The organism is Paraeggerthella sp. Marseille-Q4926, assembly GCF_916618935.1.
GTDB classification, from domain to species: domain Bacteria; phylum Actinomycetota; class Coriobacteriia; order Coriobacteriales; family Eggerthellaceae; genus Paraeggerthella; species Paraeggerthella hominis.
Window position 1 is genome coordinate 47284 of the sequence record NZ_CAKAKF010000004.1, and the last position, 15869, is coordinate 63152.

Sequence of the window (15869 nt, forward strand, 5' to 3'; positions counted from 1 at the left end):
GCCTAACCCGCAGCCGGAAGCATCATTGCACCGGCACCTTCTTCACCGGGCATTTCACCGCCGCCCGCTCCCGCTTCGTTCAGGACGACCGCGTCCCCTTCGTTAAGGCCGCTCTTGATCTCGACAATTTTGCCGTCCGACAAGCCGGTCTCAACCTCGACAGGCTCCATCATGCCGCCCTCGCGCTGCACGAGCACCGTGGTCTTTCCGCCGCCCGCATCCACGATAGCGCTCACCGGCGCCGTCAGGACATCGGCAGCCTCGCCCACGTTGATGCGCACGTTCGCCGTCATGCCAATCAGAATGCTGCCGTCGTTGGGGATCTCGATGGTCACTTTGTACTTCGATCCGGTGGAGTTGTACGTGCCCACCTGGTTGATGTTCACTACCTTGCCCTCGAACGTCTTGCCTTCGTTGGAGCCGAGCACAACCTGGGCAGCCTGCCCCTCGGAAAGGGTGGAAAGATCGCTTTCGTGGACGTCGAACTCAACATGCATGGCGTTGACGCGCGCCACTTCGATGTAATGCTCCTCGGTTACTTCTTCCTTGGCCTTCGGAAGGCTCTTGGACAGAACAACCAAGTCGTACGGAGCCACCAACGGATCCCCGTACGTGAAGTTCGCCAGCACGGTGCCCGCCGGAATCACCTTGTTCAGCGGCACCTCGGAGTCTTTGAAGTAGCGCCATTTGGGCATTTTCAGCTTCTCGACCTGAGCGGCCTTCACTTCGCCCGTGCCCTTCACCTGCTTCACCACCGTGCCCTTGGCAACCGTGCCGGTGGGCATCATTTCGCCTTCGGGGACGGCAGCGGAATTGGTCTGCTGGTACAGCAGATACCCAAGGCCGCCCAGCGCGGCGCACAGCACCACCACCACGACCACTTTGACGACGTTCCTTACCATGCTATCTCCTATCGTTGTTCATCATGCAGGCCCACGCCCGCCAAGCTCGTGGTTACGCCTCGTCGGTCGTGAAAGCGTTTTGATCGCCGCCTCCAAGCGAGGCGGAACCAACGGGGACCGCCGTCATCGACGTGTCCTTGTTCATGGTTTTCGCCAGCAGCAGGCCGCCGGTTACCAGAATCGCCACCGAAAGCATGACGACAAGAATCTTGTATGCGTTGCTAGTCTTGGAATCGTTCATGGGAATGCCTTTCTTTCGCATCCGTCAACTTCACGCTGCGCATACTATCGAAAGGCCCCTTAAAAAACCCTTAAAAAGCGTGCTCTCATCTGTGGAGATATCTCCACCTCCCGCTTCAGGATCGTTTAAGGATGCGATGATAGAATGGGCGCAACTGAAGGTGGGTGAACCATGAAGATTCTTATCGTCGAAGACGATCGCAACCTATCGAACGCCATCAAGCGATGCCTTTCCTCGACCTACGACGTGGATCAGGCATTCGACGGGGCGGAAGGCTACTTCTTCGCTAAAGAAGGCATTTACGACCTGGTCGTGCTTGACCTCATGCTCCCCGAAATGGACGGCTACTCAGTTTTGGAAAAGCTGCGCAAGAACGAGGTGTTCACGCCGGTGCTCATCCTTACTGCCAAGGGGACCATTGCCGACAAGGCGCGCGGATTCAGGACGGGAGCTGACGACTACCTGGTAAAACCGTTCGACAAAGACGAGCTGCTGCTGCGCATCGAGGCCATTCTTCGACGAACCATGGGACTGTACGGATCGGCTGACCTCAGTTTCAAGCAGCTGATCATTTCGCCGACGAACCGAACCGCATCAATCGAAGGCCGCCCTATCGAGTTGAAGGGCAAGCAATTTGACGCCCTTGAGTACCTGGTCAGTCGCCAGGGGCAGCTCATATCGAAGTCGCAGCTGTTCGACAAGGTATGGGGCTTTCTTTCCGACACATCGTCAAACGTTGTGGAAGTATACGTGAGCGCCATCCGCAAGCAGCTCAAGCCTTTCGGATACGATGCGTACCTGAAAACCATTCGAGGCGTAGGCTACCTGTTGACGGACGAGGACGACCATGCGTGAGAGCGCGCGCATGAAGCGGGTGTCCATTCGCTACGCAGCCCTGTTCTTTGTTGTGTTCGGGTTGATATTCGCCGCGCTAGGCGCATTCGTGTACCAAACGGTCAACGCCAACATCTTCAGAGCCGTCGACCAGCAAATACTCATGGTCGGCGTTGGAGAAGACCAATCTTTGGCAACGGGCACCGAAGTGAAAACCGACGCAAACGACGAAAGCCCGGCGCAAGAAGAGGCCGAGGTTCCGCCGGCGCAAGGCGAAGTTGCCAGCGAGACGTCCCAAAGCCAGATAGTCGAAGAAAGCCTGGAAGAGAATCCTCAGACCGTCCTACTTGCGCGCGCAAGCGACGGAACCGTGATGGATACGTTCGGCATCTACTCCACGTATCCCAATTTCTTCGAGACCCTGCCGTTCGATCCCAGCGTTTTGGACACGGCGTACCTCATGGAGAAAAACGGACATCATTATCGCGCGGCGAACTATCGCGTGGAGCCCGCTGCGGACGGGATTGCGTACCTGCAAACCATCGTAAACGTGGATTCGGAGATAGCCATCCTGGAGCAATTCAGGTTTACCTTGATTGTCGGCTTATCGATAGCGCTTCTGGTTTGCGCGGGCGCCAGCTACGCGCTGTCGCGCAAAACGCTGCGGCCCATAGCCGATGCATGGGAAAAGCAAACGGAGTTCGTTCAGAACGCCTCGCACGAGCTGCGCACGCCCCTCACCGTCATACGCACGACGCAGGAGCTTTTGCTGGAAGAGCCTCACGCTAGGATCATCGACAAGTTCGAAGACATCAGCATCACCATCGAAGAGGCGGGAAGGCTGTCCCGGCTGACCAAAGACCTCTTGGCGCTGACCACTGCAGACGCGGAGGACAATGCAGCCGACATGACCGAGCTTGACCTTGGCGCTCTGGCAAGCGGCGTCGCGGCGGCCTATGAGGATCTGGCGCTGGCCGAGGGAAAAACGCTAACCGTGCGCACATCGGACAACGTCTTGGTGCAAGGCGATCGGGACAAGCTGCAGCAGCTTCTGGCCATTCTGCTGGACAACGCGCTCAAATACACCGAGGAAGGCGATGCGATTCGAGTATCAGTCGAAGAACGCGGAGCGTCGGCTCTGCTGCTGGTTTCGGACAACGGCGTGGGAGTGAGCAGCGAGGATCTAAGTCGGGTATTCGATCGATTCTATCGCGCCGACAAGGCGCGCTCTCGAGAAACGGGCGGGAACGGGCTGGGGCTTTCCATTGCGAAAAGCATCATGGACGCGCATGGGGGCGCCATCAAGATGACGCGCAATCCCTCTGGAGGGGTCACGGTAACGGCATCGTTCAAGAAGGCTGCGGCCAGGTAGCGGGAACTTGCTTGCGGGCGTGGGCGCGGCGGTGCGCGTGCGCGTGGGCGCGGCGGTGCGGCTCGCGCTCGCCCTGAAACAAAACAGGCCACCGGTTGAAAACCGATGACCTGCAGCATCCAATGGTGCCCCCGGCGCGATTCGAACGCGCGGCACCCGCTTTAGGAGAGCGGTGCTCTGTCCCCTGAGCTACGGAGGCGCGGTGGCTATTGTAACATTAAACGAAGTTGAGCAAGTCTCGCGCATCCTCGATCACGATATCCGCGCCCGCTTCTTGAAGATGCGCCGCATCATGATACCCCCATGCAACGCCCATGGCGAACGTGCCGGCATTGCGCGACACCTTGATGTCACCCGGGGAATCCCCCACGTAGATAGTGCGGTCGGGCGTCGAGCCCAGTTCGGAAATGGTTCGGAGCAGGCCCGTGGGATCGGGCTTGCGAGGGATCTGGTCGCACTCTCCGTACATCACCTTGAACAGATCGGGCATGTGCTGATCGATCACGTCATGGACGCCTTGATCGAACTTGTTCGACAAAACGCCCAGACGAACACCGCGATGCTTGAGCTCGGCCAGGGTTTCGATCATGTGCGGATACGGGCTGGTAAGCTTGTTGCCAATCTGAGGGTACAAATCCTTCCAACGCTGCATGACGGCCTCGGCTTGCTCGGGCGACGTGCTGGCGGGAACAGCTTGGTACATAAGCGCACGTGCCCCATTACCAACAAAGCTATGGATCTCGTCGGTCGTACGCGGGGGAAAGCCGAATTCCCCGAGTGCGGCGTTCGTTAAAACCACCAAATCAGGGAGCGTGTCGAGCAGGGTGCCGTCCAAGTCGAACACCAGCGTGTCGAAGCGAGCCATGGCAACCTCCTATCATAAGAAAAAATCCAAGCCGAGGCTTGGATCGTAAGTCTATGGAGCGGGTGACGGGACTCGAACCCGCGAATGAAAGCTTGGGAAGCTTTTGCCTTACCACTTGGCCACACCCGCAATGTAGGGAATTATAACCTTATATTCCCCATTCGTCTGAAAATATCAGAGAATATTCCATCGATAGGCCACATGACGCCTGTCGCAAGGCGCGCGCCTGGCTTCAACCCAGGTCGCGCGGGTTCTACAAGACGGCTGCGCGCGGCGTGCAGGGCGGACGTCGACAGTCTGCGCCGTCGCGCAGCGCCGACTTGCCACGCCTTCCTGCCAAAACGAGCGAGTTTTGCGGCGATTTTCCGCCCCTGAGGGAACAGCTTCTGGGATGCGTTTTACATCGCCCCAGGTCACGCAGCCGCCAGTAGCTTTTATCCTGGTTCGAGGACCAGCAAAACTCGTTCGTTTTGACAGGATCGTCTCATCCTTGCCATGCGCCTCAACCCGAAAGCCAAGCGCACGCGCCATCACGAAACTTCTTCGCCATCCGCTTGGCCGAGCACCGCGTCAAGCAACTCGAAAAACCGATGAGCTTCGTCGGCGGTATCAAAACGCAGCGCTTCGGCGTACAGAACGTGCGCAACCGCCGTCAACGCCGCCGGAGTGTACTCCTCATGGGCAACCGACCCCATAAGCACGCGCGCCCGGCCCCTCCACGGCTCCACCCCTAAACTTCCAATGGAAGGGCATTCCGTCTTCTGGGCCAAAAGCGTCAGCAGATCCTGAGCAGATCCAACCGCCCGAGAGCGCGCATGCAACTCCGCGCCAGCCGCATGCGAAAGCTCTTCCAAATCGCAAACGACACCCTTCTCCACCTGCTCATCGCACGGCAAAGCCTTCGGCTTGCTCGCACTGCACGACCTTCGTCTAAAGATATCGAACATGCGCATCGAAGCTCCTTTGCCGCCCCTTCGCAACCTTCACCCGTCGGAGGAAGGCTCGTGCGCCGCGAAATCCAAGTTCCAGCGCGTGTGAAATGATACCGCCCGAAACGCCCAGCTGAACCATGCATGGACAAACGATCAATATGCCCAACCATGTGCCCATCAAGGCTTCAGGGCGCGCGGTGAACGAGGCGTGCGAACGGGTGCTTCGCACGAACTCGCGCAATTCGAAACGCGGCGCATAATCGAGCGGAATACCCAGCTTGAGGCACGTCAAAAGTCAAGCAACTAGTTTGCATACTAATTTATCAGTTCAATTAATGATTCGATTCGGTATGTAAACCTTTGGAGCCCTGCGAAACGGTTTCGATAGAAAAATAGTAACATTTTTATCATATCCGTTACGACGCCTTGGAGAGGGTGTATCGATCCATGACGCTGTGCCTACGACTGAACAACTGGGTCATTGCCACTACCGCCGCGCACAAAGCGCTCGCCAAGACCATTGGACTTGCAGGCGGCATATCAGTAAACCAGTACCGAATCCTTGCGCGGCTGCAGGCATTCGAGCGATTCGACCAAATGCGAAGCCTTGCCAAAACGCTCAGCCTGCATCCATCGACCGTTACCATGACCATCAAAGAGCTTGAAGCGATGAACCTGGTCAAAACCCAGTGGGACAAAGACGACCGACGCAACACCGTTGTCCTGTGCACCGAACGCTCCGTCCAGCTCATCAAAGACATCGACCGAGAAATTGTGGACCAGGTCAGACAGATTTGGGAGCTTTACACCACCGACGAACTTCTGCTGACATACTACGATTCCTTGAAAACAGCCGCGAACAACCGCGTGATCAGCAAATACGGGCTAACCCTTGACAACGTGGAACGCTCGTACGCCGAATGCGTGTTCGTCAATCACGCAACAGAATGCCGCGCCCTGAAAAAGAACGGGGTGTCCCTGAGCAGCTTCAAGATCCTCGCCTGCCTTACCGACGCGCCCATCGGGCTGTCCCCTATCGTGATTGCAGGCAAGGTGTTCCTACGACCGCCCGAGGTTTCGGAAGCGTTGAAGAAACTCGAGAAGCAGGGATACGTTGAGCGGCAGCGGTCAGCCTCGGACCAGCGTTACACGTACGCGCGCATCACCGAGCAGGCGCTTTACGACCTTGACACCTTCATCGTCCCCGATTTGCTTGGAGCTCTCATTGCCATCATTCCCGAAGAGAGTCGAAGCAAGGCCCACCAATACTTCGACATAGCCGAAAAGATCGTCGCAGCCATGCACAAAACGAAGGAGCCGCCGTTCTAGACCTGCGGCTCCCGTAGCACGTCAATAAGAAGGCGCGATGCGACGGCCGGCAACCGTCGCATCGCGCCGCAAAAGCCCTACGCTGCGCTTTTGCGCACCTTCAGCAAGATTGCAACAATGCCAACAGCAAGCAGGATATGGCCGATGCCGGCGATTCCCGCCAACGCCGCATCGGGCGCGCTTGCCAGCGTTACGCCAAGCACCTGCGTGATCCCCCGAATCAAAAAGCCCAAGCACGCAATGTTCAGGCCAATGTTGTACACAACAACAAAGGGCATGGTCTTGCCCTGGGCCGAAAACGAGAACGACTTCTCAAGCAGCGCGAGCAGCAGGAAGAAGACCATGCCCAGCACGAAATAGTGGGTATGGATAAACGAAAGGCTCGTAAACCCGCCAAATCCCAAAATCTTGGTGAATTCCCGATAGAACACGCCCATCGCCAACGCGATCACCGCATAAACCAACGCAAAAGTAGTGTATTTCTTGACCATGCTCGCCTCTTTCCGATTCCAACAAAGCGTTGCGTCGCTCGTCTTTCGACTGCGATCTTCCCAAAGCCCCGACGAAGCCGTTTGCAGCCTCGCGCAGAGCCCCCTCTTACATGAACATCGTTCATATTAAATGATATTATAGAGGTAGCACAAGCGCAAGAAAAGAACCGTAACGCTCACATATCAAGCAAATACACTGGTCAAACGCATCTTGCACAAGAACGCCTACTGATACTCGCGACGAGCTCCGCCTTTGAGCACCAGCTTCACACACGTCCCCGCCCCCAACTCGCTTTCCACGTCCATGTGCGTGCCGGGGCCAAAGTAGCCGCAAATGCGATCGTGCACGTTCTTCACGGCAATCCCCAGGCCCGTCGACGATTCAGGATGCAGAATGTTTTGACGAGACTCCTCCGTCATGCCAACGCCGTCGTCCATCACGCGCACGATCACGTCCTGGCCTATCACCTCGCCCGTAATGGTTATCGTCAGCTTGCCCTCCGACGGCATGGCGTGGCGAACCGCGTTTTCCACCAGCGGCTGCATCAAAAACGGGGGGACCATCATGTCGTCGATGCGCGAGTCGATCTCCTCCACCATGGCAACGCGATCAGCCCCGAAGCGCGCCACCTCGAACGTGAAGTACCGCCGCGTCTGCTCCATTTCGCGACCGAACATGATCAGGTCGGCAGAATCCTCCAGCGTGCGCCGGTAGAACACGGCGAACTCGCGCAGCAGCTTGCGCGCGGTTTCCGGATCCGTACGGATCAGAGAAGCAATGGTATTGATGGTGTTGAACAAGAAGTGGGGATTGATCTGGCTTTGCAGCATTTTCAACTCCATGCTGGTAGCCAGGTTCGTCTGCTCTTCAAGCGCAGCGGCGGCCATCTGCGTAGACAAAAGCTGCCCGAAGCCCTCCGCGATAGACTTCTGCGTTTCGCTGATATGGCTGGCGCGACGATAGTAGAACTTGAGCGTGCCCTCCACGTTGCGGCCCACCGTGAGCGGCACGATGATGGCAGCCTTGATGGTTGAGCTGTCGTGCGGAAAACCGATGTCCTCGGGCGTGAACAAAACGCGCATTTCGCCGTCGGCGATCGTAGCATGCGTGGCGTGCGTGCGGATGATGCTGCCCGACGGATTCTCGGACTCTTCGTACCCCGAATACGCCAAAATCCTGTCTTTGTCGGTAATGGCCACGGCAATAGCGGCCGTCGAAGGAAGAAGCAGTCCGCATATTTTTTCTGCCGCCGTGCGGTCAAGGCCCTCGTTCATGCAGGCCAGCGTACGGCTTGCCAGCTTGAGCATGGCGTCAGATTGCCGGGCGCGCACCGAATCAGGGTCCATGAGCAGCCTGATGACCACCACGATGGACAGCGTAAATACGATGCCCGCGCAAAAGAGCGCGATGATGTTGTTGTTCGGCGCGATCAGGTTCCAAATAAGCACCAGGCCCGAAAGGACCGTGATCGTGAACATGAACATCTCAAGGGTGAAGAAACGGGGCAACGACGCCCGCTCTTGCGACTCTTTCCTCATGGTGCCTCCCGCACAACGCGACATCTGCACACCGCGCTCGAAATTGCTTCTACAGACCGCGCGCGAGTGTCGTCACCGGGCGCGTCAGCTCAGTATACCGAATTCGTTCAGCACCAACAGGGCAGCCGCCAGCAGAAGGAAGCATCCGAAGATGAAGCGGAGCATGCGTTCGGGCACCACGCGAACAAGACGAGCGCCTACAACAGCACCGGGAATGGATCCGATGGCTATGGCGATTCCCGCCGCATAGTTGATGTTTCCCAGCAACGCCTGCTCGATAACGCCCGGAACGGCCAAGATCATGACCGCGATGAGCGAAGTACCGGAAGCCTGGCGCATCGAAATGCCCACCAACGACAACATCATGGGCACCATGATGAAGCCGCCTCCTACGCCTACGTACCCCGATGCCACGCCCGCGACCAGGCCGATTGCCGCTCCCACTAGCAGCTGCTTGCGCGTCAGCTTGCTCGACGACGAAGGACCGGCGGGGCCGCCGGACGCGGTCGCGGTCGTGGTCGTGGTCGCGGACGCAGTCGCGGTCGTAGTCGCAGTCGTGGTCGCAGAATCGACGGATTTACCGGGCGCCGTTTCGACCCGGATGGCAGCCGCCTGCAACGATTCCGCAGCAACGGGCGACGCCTTCTTCATCTTGAACGCCTTGGACAGCATCTTGAACGCAGACCACCCGATGATGAGCGCGGCAGCCAACATGATCATCCAAGCGGGAGATATCTGGGCAAGCCACACGCCCAACGGCGACGTGATCGCGCCGCCAAGGCCCGCGGCAATGCCCAGCGACGGGATGCAGGTTTTATGCCGAATATGGGAAACCGCGCCCGAAACGGATGTGGGAATGATGGTGAACAGGGACGTAGCCGTAGACATGACGGGGCTCATATCGAACGCCAACCGAAAAATGGGAACCATGACCGTGCCGCCGCCGATGCCGAGCAGCCCTGACAAAATGCCGATTCCCACGCCGACAAGAGCCGGCAGAACATAGAGCATGAAGATATCCATGAACGCTGAGCTTTCCTTTCGCTTGGCGCCCAAGCACGCGCAGCGTCAAGTGTAGCCGAAGTGCAGATGCCTTTCGCCAAATACGGTACTGCTTTTTACAAAGGTAAGCGTTTGGTTTCCGTTTCCGGCCCCGAACGCAAGGCGGCCGGCGTTTCGCCGGCCAACCAGGTGATGCTCATCAAGCGCGTTATTCCGCGATGTTCAGGCGAATCTCGCTGGTCACGCCCGGGTCGATAGCCTGTGCGGGCGCAGGTACGGGACGCATGGGCGAAGACCCGGCAGCGCTGGCGTTCAGCTGGCGCTGCGCAGACGATTGCAGCAGCGCGGTGCGCAGGATCTGGTCGTTTTCCATGCGCGCCATAAGCTCCGGCCACACGAACTGGAACTCGAAGTACTTCGCGCAATTGCGCTGAGCGTACGTGGTGGCTTCGCCGGTCGCGGCACGAGCGGCCTTGCGATACGCGCGCTTGTCGGGCCGAGCAAGGCTGCGCAGAAACGCCGTCAGGCGAATGCGATTCGTGATGCCCGGCTCCAGGAAGGGACCCGGATACGGCTCGAGCGACGAAGGCTTCACTTGCAGCAGGTCGATCTGCGTGCGGCTGTACTCCATCTTGCGATACTCGTAAAGCCAACGGAAGATGTCCTGGCGAAAACGCGTGCCCTCGCTTTCGGTCTCAGGGGGAAGGTGACGCAAACTCCACTGGTTGTCGAACCAGATGTCCGACCCGTACATGCGCAGGTTCAGCATGTAATCCAGGTCTTCGCCGCGCGCGATCCACGGATCGAACGACAAGCGGCGAAACGCCTCTTTATGCAGCGCCAGGCACCCGCCGCACACATGGTTCGAGCGCGACAAGCGAGGACCGCGCATGGCTTTGGTAATCCACTTGTTGAACGCCTTGCCCTGCTGCCAGAAATGGTTGTACCACTTGTCCTGGCTCTTGGACAGGTACGACCCTTCGGAATTGAAGTAGAAACCGGTTTTGGCCAAAATGGGAATGCCCTTTTTCGTAAGCTTGCCCAGGCCGTACATGGCTTTTTGGAGGAAGTCGGCGTCGTCGACCACTTCGTCATCGTCTAGGAACACAACCGAATCGTAGCCGAGCACGTTGGCCATCACCAAGCCGAGGTTGCGCATAGCACCGTAACCCGCAAGCCCAATTTCCTTTTGCAGCTTGCCCAAGCCCAACTGCTCCATGCGCTGCTGGATAAGCGCCAGCTCAGGCGCGCCGATGACCACGATGTTAAGGGACGAGAAGCGCGAAGCCGTGGCCTGCACTTTTTCGGCAGCTTGGTTTTCGATGGACGGCTCGCTAACAACCAGCAAGACGATCTGCCCAAGACCGCGCACCTTTTGAAGCGAAGCAAGCAGGCGAGGCAGCTCGCCAGGCGCCGAAACCGGCGTCGCGTGATCGTACGTGGTAAGCACGCTGCCGCCGTCTTTTCGGCGGCGGGCTGATATGAAAACTGGAACGACGATAACGGGATTCATGCACGTCCTTCATTCGACCGACACTTTGCAGATTCGCACGCGCACCTCCAAAAGCGTCCGAGGGCACGTTCGTTGCGAGTCTAACCTCCCTATTGTAGCTATTTTCAACCAACCCGCTGTCCAATTCACCGAAACAGTGAAGCGCCTGGTGAGCACCTATAGAACATACAGAAAGGACGCCGATAGTCCGACGCCCCCGTAAGCTGAAACATAGTATGCGATGCGAAGATCCGCGCCCGGCACGCCGCAGGCTCGCCGGAGTGCGAACTCGCCAGATGCGCTTACGCGTCGGGCTGCTTCACCACGCCAAAGCGCCTGAGCGCCGTCAACAGAGGAAGACCCAGCACATACATGACCAGCGCCTCGCCCAAACCGGTCGCCACCACGCCGAACAGGTACATGGGAAGATACATGCCATCAAGCGCAATGCTGGTGAACGGAATGGTATAGTAACCCAAACCCTGCAGGATCAAGGGCAGGTACGCCGGCACGATGAGCGCGTTCGCTATCACCGGGCCAAGCAGCGCCAGCTTCGGCTTTTCGCGCATCTTCCAACACCAGAGCGCCCCTACAAACGTGGCCAAACTGCCGAACACCACGTCAAGCATGCCGAGCGCGCCCGTACCGTTGACGGCCAGCGCAATCAGGTTCGCAATGATGCAGCCGACGGTCAAACCGGGAACGGCCGCAGGCGTGAGCACCGCCAGCACGCACACCGCTTCCGAGATGCGAAACTGCACCGGGCCCCAAGCTAAGCCTTGCAGCAGCATGAGGGTCACCAGCGTCGCCGCAGCATACACGGCTGCGATCATGCCCGCTTGGGCGACATACGTCGTCTTCTTGTTCATGGATATCTCCTTGTCTCCGCACGGCAAGCGCCGCGGGCTTTGGGCAACTATAGGTCGCAAGTGCAGGGCCCAACGATGCAAATGCGAGACCTTCCGATGCGGGCGTGAAATCCGCAGCGCAAAGCCAGAAGGCAGTATAGCAGAGAAGCGGGCCTTGAGCGCGCCGCGCGACACGGCGCACAGCAAAGCCGAGGGCGCCAGGGGCGAGGGCGCTGTTCGCTTGGCGCTCGTTCGCACGCGGGCGTCTGCGCCGTCGTTCTGCGCGCAAGGACGCAGGAGGTTGAACGCGCAGGGAACCGATGACCGAACGCGCGGCTCGGTGCCTTTCCTGCGATTTTTTGGGCACGAAATCGCGGGCCTGCGCTCCTTGCGCGGCTTGTCGAGCGCGGTCGTTTTGTGCGCCCGCATCAACGAACCAGCTCACCGAGACGCAGCGGATTCGACGGCTGTCGAGAGCCCTTGTCCAGCAGCGCAGACCGGGGATTTTGCGCCACGAACGGATCGAACGATCCCACCAACAGATCTTCGCCCTGCCGCCAGACCATCGGGCTGGGAGCGCAACGCGCGCAGCCCAGCCGCAACTCGTCGGGTAGAATACGACAGAAAGAACATCGCGCGTCCGCGCCCGAAGAGAAAGCCGGAACTGCATGAAAACCTTGCAAGCGATACAGCAGCGCAGAAGCGTGCGCGCCTTCACAGACGAGCCGGTGGAAACCAGCGTGCTTGAAGAACTGGTGGAAGCGGGAGCTTGGGCGCCGTCGGGCAGCAACGTGCAGGCATGGAAATTCGGCATCTTGACCGATCCGCAGCTAGTGCGCAAAATCGACCTGTTCTCGCCGGGCATGAGCGGCAACCCGCCTGCGCTCATCGTCGCGTGCTCCGACCGCGCGTACGCGCAAAGGCGGGGTGGCGCGAAAGGCGCGGACGAGTTCGCAACGCTTGACTGTGCGTACGCCTCGCAGAACATCATGCTGGCGGCAGCCGATCGGGGGCTGGGCACCTGCGCTATCAAGTCCTACAACGACACGGCGCTGCGACGCATCCTCAACCTGCCCGACAACATAGTCATCGAGCTGGTAATCGCGATAGGCCATCCAGCACACAAGCCGAAAGCGCCCGCGCGCAAGCCCCTGGCCGAGATCGCCTTCTACAACACCTGGAATTAGGAGCACAGCATGAACGCGAACAACGCAATGGAATTGCTAGTGTACATGGTAACGTCAGCTGCGGGATTGCAGGGAGAGCCGGAAGCTTACGGACCCTTGCGTTTGATCGAGGCGTCCAAGCGCCTTGCCCTCATGCTAGCCGAAGAGGACGCCGATCGCGCAGCAGCCTTGCAAGAGCTGGCCGAGCTCATCGACGCCCGGAAAAACGATTGCATGACCGACGAAGATTCGTTCTACGCCATGCTCAATGACGCAGCCGCCAAACTAGTGGAATGCGTGTAAGGAGAACTCGCCGCGCAATCGGATGCGTGTAAGGAGAACTCGCCGCGCAGCCGGATGCGCGGCGGACGGCAAGCAGGCGATTCCTCGGTGACGTGCCGGCGCGCTGCCCGCTTGTTGCCGCCGCTTCCCGCCGCCATAGGGGAAACATGCGCACGAAAAACCGCCCTGCGTGGCAGTTTCTTGCGGTTTGAGGTCGTCATGTTGAGCGCTCTCTTCGCCATGGCGCTGCCCGCGTTTAGTTTTGCCTGGTCACAGCTCTGGAGTGTCGTATCGCGCTTTCGAGGGCGCTCGTCCGGCCAAGCCAAACGACCCCTAAACGTGAAAACCTGCCAGCGAAGGCGATTTTTCGTGCGCGGATGCGCCAGCGGCGGGCCGCCGGCGCATCCGGCCCAGGCGCGCGCCCCGTCGACGGCTCGCCACCGCAGCCGACCCAGGCACAATCCGCCGGCCCAACCCGGTCGCGCTGCCGCTATGCGGCCTTTCGATCGATCATCGCGCGTCGAACGCGCAAAAGAGCATAAGCGGCAAACAACACCGAGTACACCGCCACGCTGACCTGCGCCGCTGCGCCTCCATGCAAGGCGGGCGGCAGCAACATGAGCATCAGATGCAGGTACACCAAACCGAAAAACGGGTACGCCAGCATCTGCACGCGCTTCCACGTGTCTTTCTTCATGCGCTTCTTGACCACGTTGAACGACGTGACCCCTAAGACCAGCAGAAGAGCGAACAGCACCAAGGCAACCACGAACGAGATCATCACGGCTCCCTTGTTCACGCCGCCCAATCGAGGCAGGTACGAGACAAGGTACACGGCCATGTGCCCCAACGACAGAATCCAGGCGATAATGGACAGCTCCGCGCGAATGGGACGAAGCCAACGGCCTGCTCGAGAATCGCGCGAGAACACGCCGATGAACATCACCACGGCGAACAAAGCCAAGGCCAGCATGCATTTTTGAACGAGCAGGAACAAAGCGCTCCACACTGCACGCGGCATTGGAAAAAACTCCGCCGCAATGAACAGCACGCTCACCGCCACGGCCAAAATATAGAAAGCCACCGGTGCCTTCTTTATGGGATTGCGCAACGCAAACGCCGCCGCAACGGCGCAAATAAAGACCAGCAGGAAATCCATACGTTCCCCTATTCTTCGTCAGGCAAGGACGTCAAGACGGCGGAAGCGTACAAGGCGAGCGCGGCGTACGGCCCGTCGGTCAAGTCGCAGGTTTGCTCCATGAATCGGGGGAGCCAGGCAAGCGCGTGGCTTCGAAGAAACGCTTGAGTTTGCTCGTTTAGACTGGTCAGCGTTTCTTTATTCTCGGTGCGAACAGCCTCGGCCTGCTGAGCGAACAGGTACGAAAGAAACTCGAACTCCTCCTGAACGCTGTCGCACGGCTCTTTGCGCCCGTTCTTCGCCATCACTCCGGCTTCGCGCATGCAGCGCTCGACGTCAAGCGTGACGGGCGTGCGGAACAACGAGGGAACACCCGGAGCGCCCATGGAAACATGCAGGAAAGCACTTTCGTAAGGGAAAATCGGCGTGTGCCCGCCCGGCGCAAGGTACAAGCGCGAGTACGTTTTCCTCATCTCCGACAAAACGTCCGCAACGGACGATTCCGCCCATGCCCGCAGCCCCGTTGCCAAATCATCAGCAACGGAAGCCGACATACCCATGTCCAACAGGCAAGACCGAGCATCGTCGGCCAGAGCACCTTCGACGAGCGCAGTTGCAAACACGTCGTCAGGATATGAAAACGCGCGCGAAAGAAGCTCACACGCGTCGGCCCTCCCCACGGCCCTTTTCAAAGCGTCGTATTGCTCCATGCTTCCTCCCCCTTTTTGAAAAGGGGCGGCGGTTGCTGCAAAAACCGCCGCCCCGCGTAAAGCTATTGCAGGTAGTACACGCTCGGCTCAGTGCCGGCATCTTCCTGCAAGAGCAGGACTTCGCGGCCCTCGATAGCCTTGGACACCGCGGACTCGGGGTCGTCCAGATCGCCCCAGTAGCGCGCACGGCCCGGGCACAGCTGCATGCAAGCGGGCACCTCGTCACGGTCGATGAGGTTCTTGCAGAACGTGCACTTCTCCACCGTACCGGCCTTATGAGGCGGCGCGTCATACTCGCCTACCACCACGTCAAGGTAGTACTCGGGACTCTTGATGAGCGTGCGCACGCCCTCGTACGGGCACGCCTTGATGCACGACTCGCACCCGATGCACAGCTCGCTGTCCACCGATACGATGCCGGTCTCCTCATCCTTGACGGTAGCGCCCGTCGGGCACACGTCGAGGCACGCAGGCTTCTTGCAGTGTTGGCACTGCATAGGGAAAAAGGACAGCACCGGGTCATCGTGCGTCCCGCCAGCACAGTCATTGGAAACGGCACCGGTCGCAACTGCCAGACCAAGCGTATCAAGACTCTTATCCGACTTGGTGTACACAATGTTGTAGTTAACATCCTTTGGCATATTGTTCGCGATCTTACACGCAGCGGCACACGCTTGGCAGCCGAAGCAACGATTCAGGTCGATCGCCATTCCGTAACGGGTCATT

Annotated in this window: 17 protein-coding genes and 2 tRNA genes; 5 read left to right on the forward strand and 14 right to left on the reverse strand. The window is 59.0% G+C overall.

Annotated elements, in window-relative coordinates:
- Positions 1-2: 2 nt before the first annotated feature.
- Together LG373_RS08780 and LG373_RS08785 are read right to left on the reverse strand one after the other, a co-directional pair.
- Positions 3-902, reverse strand: a complete 900-nt coding sequence (locus tag LG373_RS08780; RefSeq protein WP_114566639.1) for an efflux RND transporter periplasmic adaptor subunit — start codon at positions 900-902, stop codon at positions 3-5.
- A 52-nt stretch (positions 903-954) separates the two neighbouring features.
- Positions 955-1143 carry a hypothetical protein gene (locus LG373_RS08785; RefSeq protein ID WP_147269858.1) on the reverse strand — a complete coding sequence of 63 codons (189 nt, stop codon included), beginning with the start codon at positions 1141-1143 and terminating at the stop codon, positions 955-957.
- A 171-nt stretch (positions 1144-1314) separates the two neighbouring features.
- Here LG373_RS08785 and LG373_RS08790 point away from each other — a divergent pair, with 171 nt between their 5' ends.
- Both LG373_RS08790 and LG373_RS08795 read left to right on the forward strand, forming a co-directional pair.
- Positions 1315-1998 (forward strand): response regulator transcription factor, encoded by a 684-nt coding sequence (locus LG373_RS08790; protein ID WP_225749585.1) that lies wholly within the window; start codon positions 1315-1317, stop codon positions 1996-1998.
- The gene (locus tag LG373_RS08795; protein ID WP_225749586.1) at positions 1991-3349 is read left to right on the forward strand and encodes a cell wall metabolism sensor histidine kinase WalK; all 1359 of its coding nucleotides are present in this window, start codon (positions 1991-1993) and stop codon (positions 3347-3349) included. Before LG373_RS08790 ends, LG373_RS08795 begins: the two co-directional genes overlap by 8 nt.
- 123 nt (positions 3350-3472) lie before the next feature.
- On the opposite strand, the gene LG373_RS08800 is transcribed toward LG373_RS08795, so the two are convergent.
- From LG373_RS08800 to LG373_RS08815, 4 genes are all read right to left on the reverse strand, one after another.
- Positions 3473-3548: transfer RNA gene (locus tag LG373_RS08800), tRNA-Arg, on the reverse strand.
- A gap of 18 nt (positions 3549-3566) precedes the next feature.
- The gene (locus tag LG373_RS08805; RefSeq protein WP_216529183.1) at positions 3567-4214 is read right to left on the reverse strand and encodes an HAD family hydrolase; all 648 of its coding nucleotides are present in this window, start codon (positions 4212-4214) and stop codon (positions 3567-3569) included.
- A gap of 54 nt (positions 4215-4268) precedes the next feature.
- Positions 4269-4343, reverse strand: a tRNA-Gly gene (locus LG373_RS08810).
- Positions 4344-4744: 401 nt separating this feature from the next.
- Positions 4745-5161, reverse strand: a complete 417-nt coding sequence (locus tag LG373_RS08815; protein ID WP_225749587.1) for a hypothetical protein — start codon at positions 5159-5161, stop codon at positions 4745-4747.
- Positions 5162-5593: 432 nt separating this feature from the next.
- On the opposite strand from LG373_RS08815, the gene LG373_RS08820 reads away from it, so the two are divergent.
- Positions 5594-6475, forward strand: coding sequence for a MarR family winged helix-turn-helix transcriptional regulator (locus tag LG373_RS08820; RefSeq protein WP_225749588.1), 882 nt, complete (start codon positions 5594-5596; stop codon positions 6473-6475).
- Between the two features lie 77 nt (positions 6476-6552).
- On the opposite strand, the gene LG373_RS08825 is transcribed toward LG373_RS08820, so the two are convergent.
- The 5 genes from LG373_RS08825 to LG373_RS08845 form a co-directional block, all read right to left on the reverse strand.
- Positions 6553-6966, reverse strand: a complete 414-nt coding sequence (locus LG373_RS08825) for a DUF2871 domain-containing protein (protein ID WP_225749589.1) — start codon at positions 6964-6966, stop codon at positions 6553-6555.
- A gap of 225 nt (positions 6967-7191) precedes the next feature.
- Positions 7192-8505, reverse strand: coding sequence for a histidine kinase (locus tag LG373_RS08830; protein WP_114566749.1), 1314 nt, complete (start codon positions 8503-8505; stop codon positions 7192-7194).
- Between the two features lie 84 nt (positions 8506-8589).
- On the reverse strand, positions 8590-9528 hold the full coding sequence (locus LG373_RS08835) for a sulfite exporter TauE/SafE family protein (RefSeq protein WP_225749590.1): 939 nt from the start codon (positions 9526-9528) through the stop codon (positions 8590-8592).
- A 187-nt stretch (positions 9529-9715) separates the two neighbouring features.
- Positions 9716-11020: a glycosyltransferase family 2 protein gene (locus LG373_RS08840; protein WP_216529178.1), complete on the reverse strand. Its 1305-nt coding sequence runs from the start codon at positions 11018-11020 to the stop codon at positions 9716-9718.
- A 281-nt stretch (positions 11021-11301) separates the two neighbouring features.
- Positions 11302-11868, reverse strand: coding sequence for a QueT transporter family protein (locus LG373_RS08845; protein WP_114566651.1), 567 nt, complete (start codon positions 11866-11868; stop codon positions 11302-11304).
- Positions 11869-12515: 647 nt separating this feature from the next.
- Here LG373_RS08845 and LG373_RS08850 point away from each other — a divergent pair.
- Both LG373_RS08850 and LG373_RS08855 read left to right on the forward strand, forming a co-directional pair.
- Positions 12516-13034 (forward strand): nitroreductase family protein, encoded by a 519-nt coding sequence (locus LG373_RS08850; RefSeq protein WP_225749591.1) that lies wholly within the window; start codon positions 12516-12518, stop codon positions 13032-13034.
- A 9-nt stretch (positions 13035-13043) separates the two neighbouring features.
- The gene (locus LG373_RS08855; RefSeq protein ID WP_225749592.1) at positions 13044-13316 is read left to right on the forward strand and encodes a DUF6092 family protein; all 273 of its coding nucleotides are present in this window, start codon (positions 13044-13046) and stop codon (positions 13314-13316) included.
- Positions 13317-13785: 469 nt separating this feature from the next.
- On the opposite strand, the gene LG373_RS08860 is transcribed toward LG373_RS08855, so the two are convergent.
- From LG373_RS08860 to LG373_RS08870, 3 genes are all read right to left on the reverse strand, one after another.
- Complete coding sequence (locus LG373_RS08860) at positions 13786-14454, reverse strand: ferric reductase-like transmembrane domain-containing protein (RefSeq protein WP_225749593.1); 669 nt, start codon at positions 14452-14454, stop codon at positions 13786-13788.
- Between the two features lie 8 nt (positions 14455-14462).
- The gene (locus LG373_RS08865) at positions 14463-15143 is read right to left on the reverse strand and encodes a molecular chaperone (RefSeq protein ID WP_114566655.1); all 681 of its coding nucleotides are present in this window, start codon (positions 15141-15143) and stop codon (positions 14463-14465) included.
- Between the two features lie 62 nt (positions 15144-15205).
- Positions 15206-15868 carry a 4Fe-4S dicluster domain-containing protein gene (locus LG373_RS08870; RefSeq protein WP_114566656.1) on the reverse strand — a complete coding sequence of 221 codons (663 nt, stop codon included), beginning with the start codon at positions 15866-15868 and terminating at the stop codon, positions 15206-15208.
- Position 15869: the final 1 nt, after the last annotated feature.

What these genes read in the sequence shown, in the direction of transcription:
- LG373_RS08805 (WP_216529183.1), bottom strand. Translation starts at nt 4,214, where the DNA reads ATGGCTCGCTTCGACACGCTGGTGTTCGACTTGGACGGCACCCTGCTC.
- LG373_RS08785 (WP_147269858.1), bottom strand. Translation starts at nt 1,143, where the DNA reads ATGAACGATTCCAAGACTAGCAACGCATACAAGATTCTTGTCGTCATG.
- LG373_RS08795 (WP_225749586.1), top strand. Translation starts at nt 1,991, where the DNA reads ATGCGTGAGAGCGCGCGCATGAAGCGGGTGTCCATTCGCTACGCAGCC.
- LG373_RS08860 (WP_225749593.1), bottom strand. Translation starts at nt 14,454, where the DNA reads ATGGATTTCCTGCTGGTCTTTATTTGCGCCGTTGCGGCGGCGTTTGCG.
- LG373_RS08825 (WP_225749589.1), bottom strand. Translation starts at nt 6,966, where the DNA reads ATGGTCAAGAAATACACTACTTTTGCGTTGGTTTATGCGGTGATCGCG.
- LG373_RS08870 (WP_114566656.1), bottom strand. Translation starts at nt 15,868, where the DNA reads ATGACCCGTTACGGAATGGCGATCGACCTGAATCGTTGCTTCGGCTGC.
- LG373_RS08830 (WP_114566749.1), bottom strand. Translation starts at nt 8,505, where the DNA reads ATGAGGAAAGAGTCGCAAGAGCGGGCGTCGTTGCCCCGTTTCTTCACC.
- LG373_RS08845 (WP_114566651.1), bottom strand. Translation starts at nt 11,868, where the DNA reads ATGAACAAGAAGACGACGTATGTCGCCCAAGCGGGCATGATCGCAGCC.
- LG373_RS08850 (WP_225749591.1), top strand. Translation starts at nt 12,516, where the DNA reads ATGAAAACCTTGCAAGCGATACAGCAGCGCAGAAGCGTGCGCGCCTTC.
- LG373_RS08835 (WP_225749590.1), bottom strand. Translation starts at nt 9,528, where the DNA reads ATGGATATCTTCATGCTCTATGTTCTGCCGGCTCTTGTCGGCGTGGGA.
- LG373_RS08790 (WP_225749585.1), top strand. Translation starts at nt 1,315, where the DNA reads ATGAAGATTCTTATCGTCGAAGACGATCGCAACCTATCGAACGCCATC.
- LG373_RS08820 (WP_225749588.1), top strand. Translation starts at nt 5,594, where the DNA reads ATGACGCTGTGCCTACGACTGAACAACTGGGTCATTGCCACTACCGCC.
- LG373_RS08865 (WP_114566655.1), bottom strand. Translation starts at nt 15,143, where the DNA reads ATGGAGCAATACGACGCTTTGAAAAGGGCCGTGGGGAGGGCCGACGCG.
- LG373_RS08855 (WP_225749592.1), top strand. Translation starts at nt 13,044, where the DNA reads ATGAACGCGAACAACGCAATGGAATTGCTAGTGTACATGGTAACGTCA.
- LG373_RS08780 (WP_114566639.1), bottom strand. Translation starts at nt 902, where the DNA reads ATGGTAAGGAACGTCGTCAAAGTGGTCGTGGTGGTGGTGCTGTGCGCC.
- LG373_RS08840 (WP_216529178.1), bottom strand. Translation starts at nt 11,020, where the DNA reads ATGAATCCCGTTATCGTCGTTCCAGTTTTCATATCAGCCCGCCGCCGA.
- LG373_RS08815 (WP_225749587.1), bottom strand. Translation starts at nt 5,161, where the DNA reads ATGTTCGATATCTTTAGACGAAGGTCGTGCAGTGCGAGCAAGCCGAAG.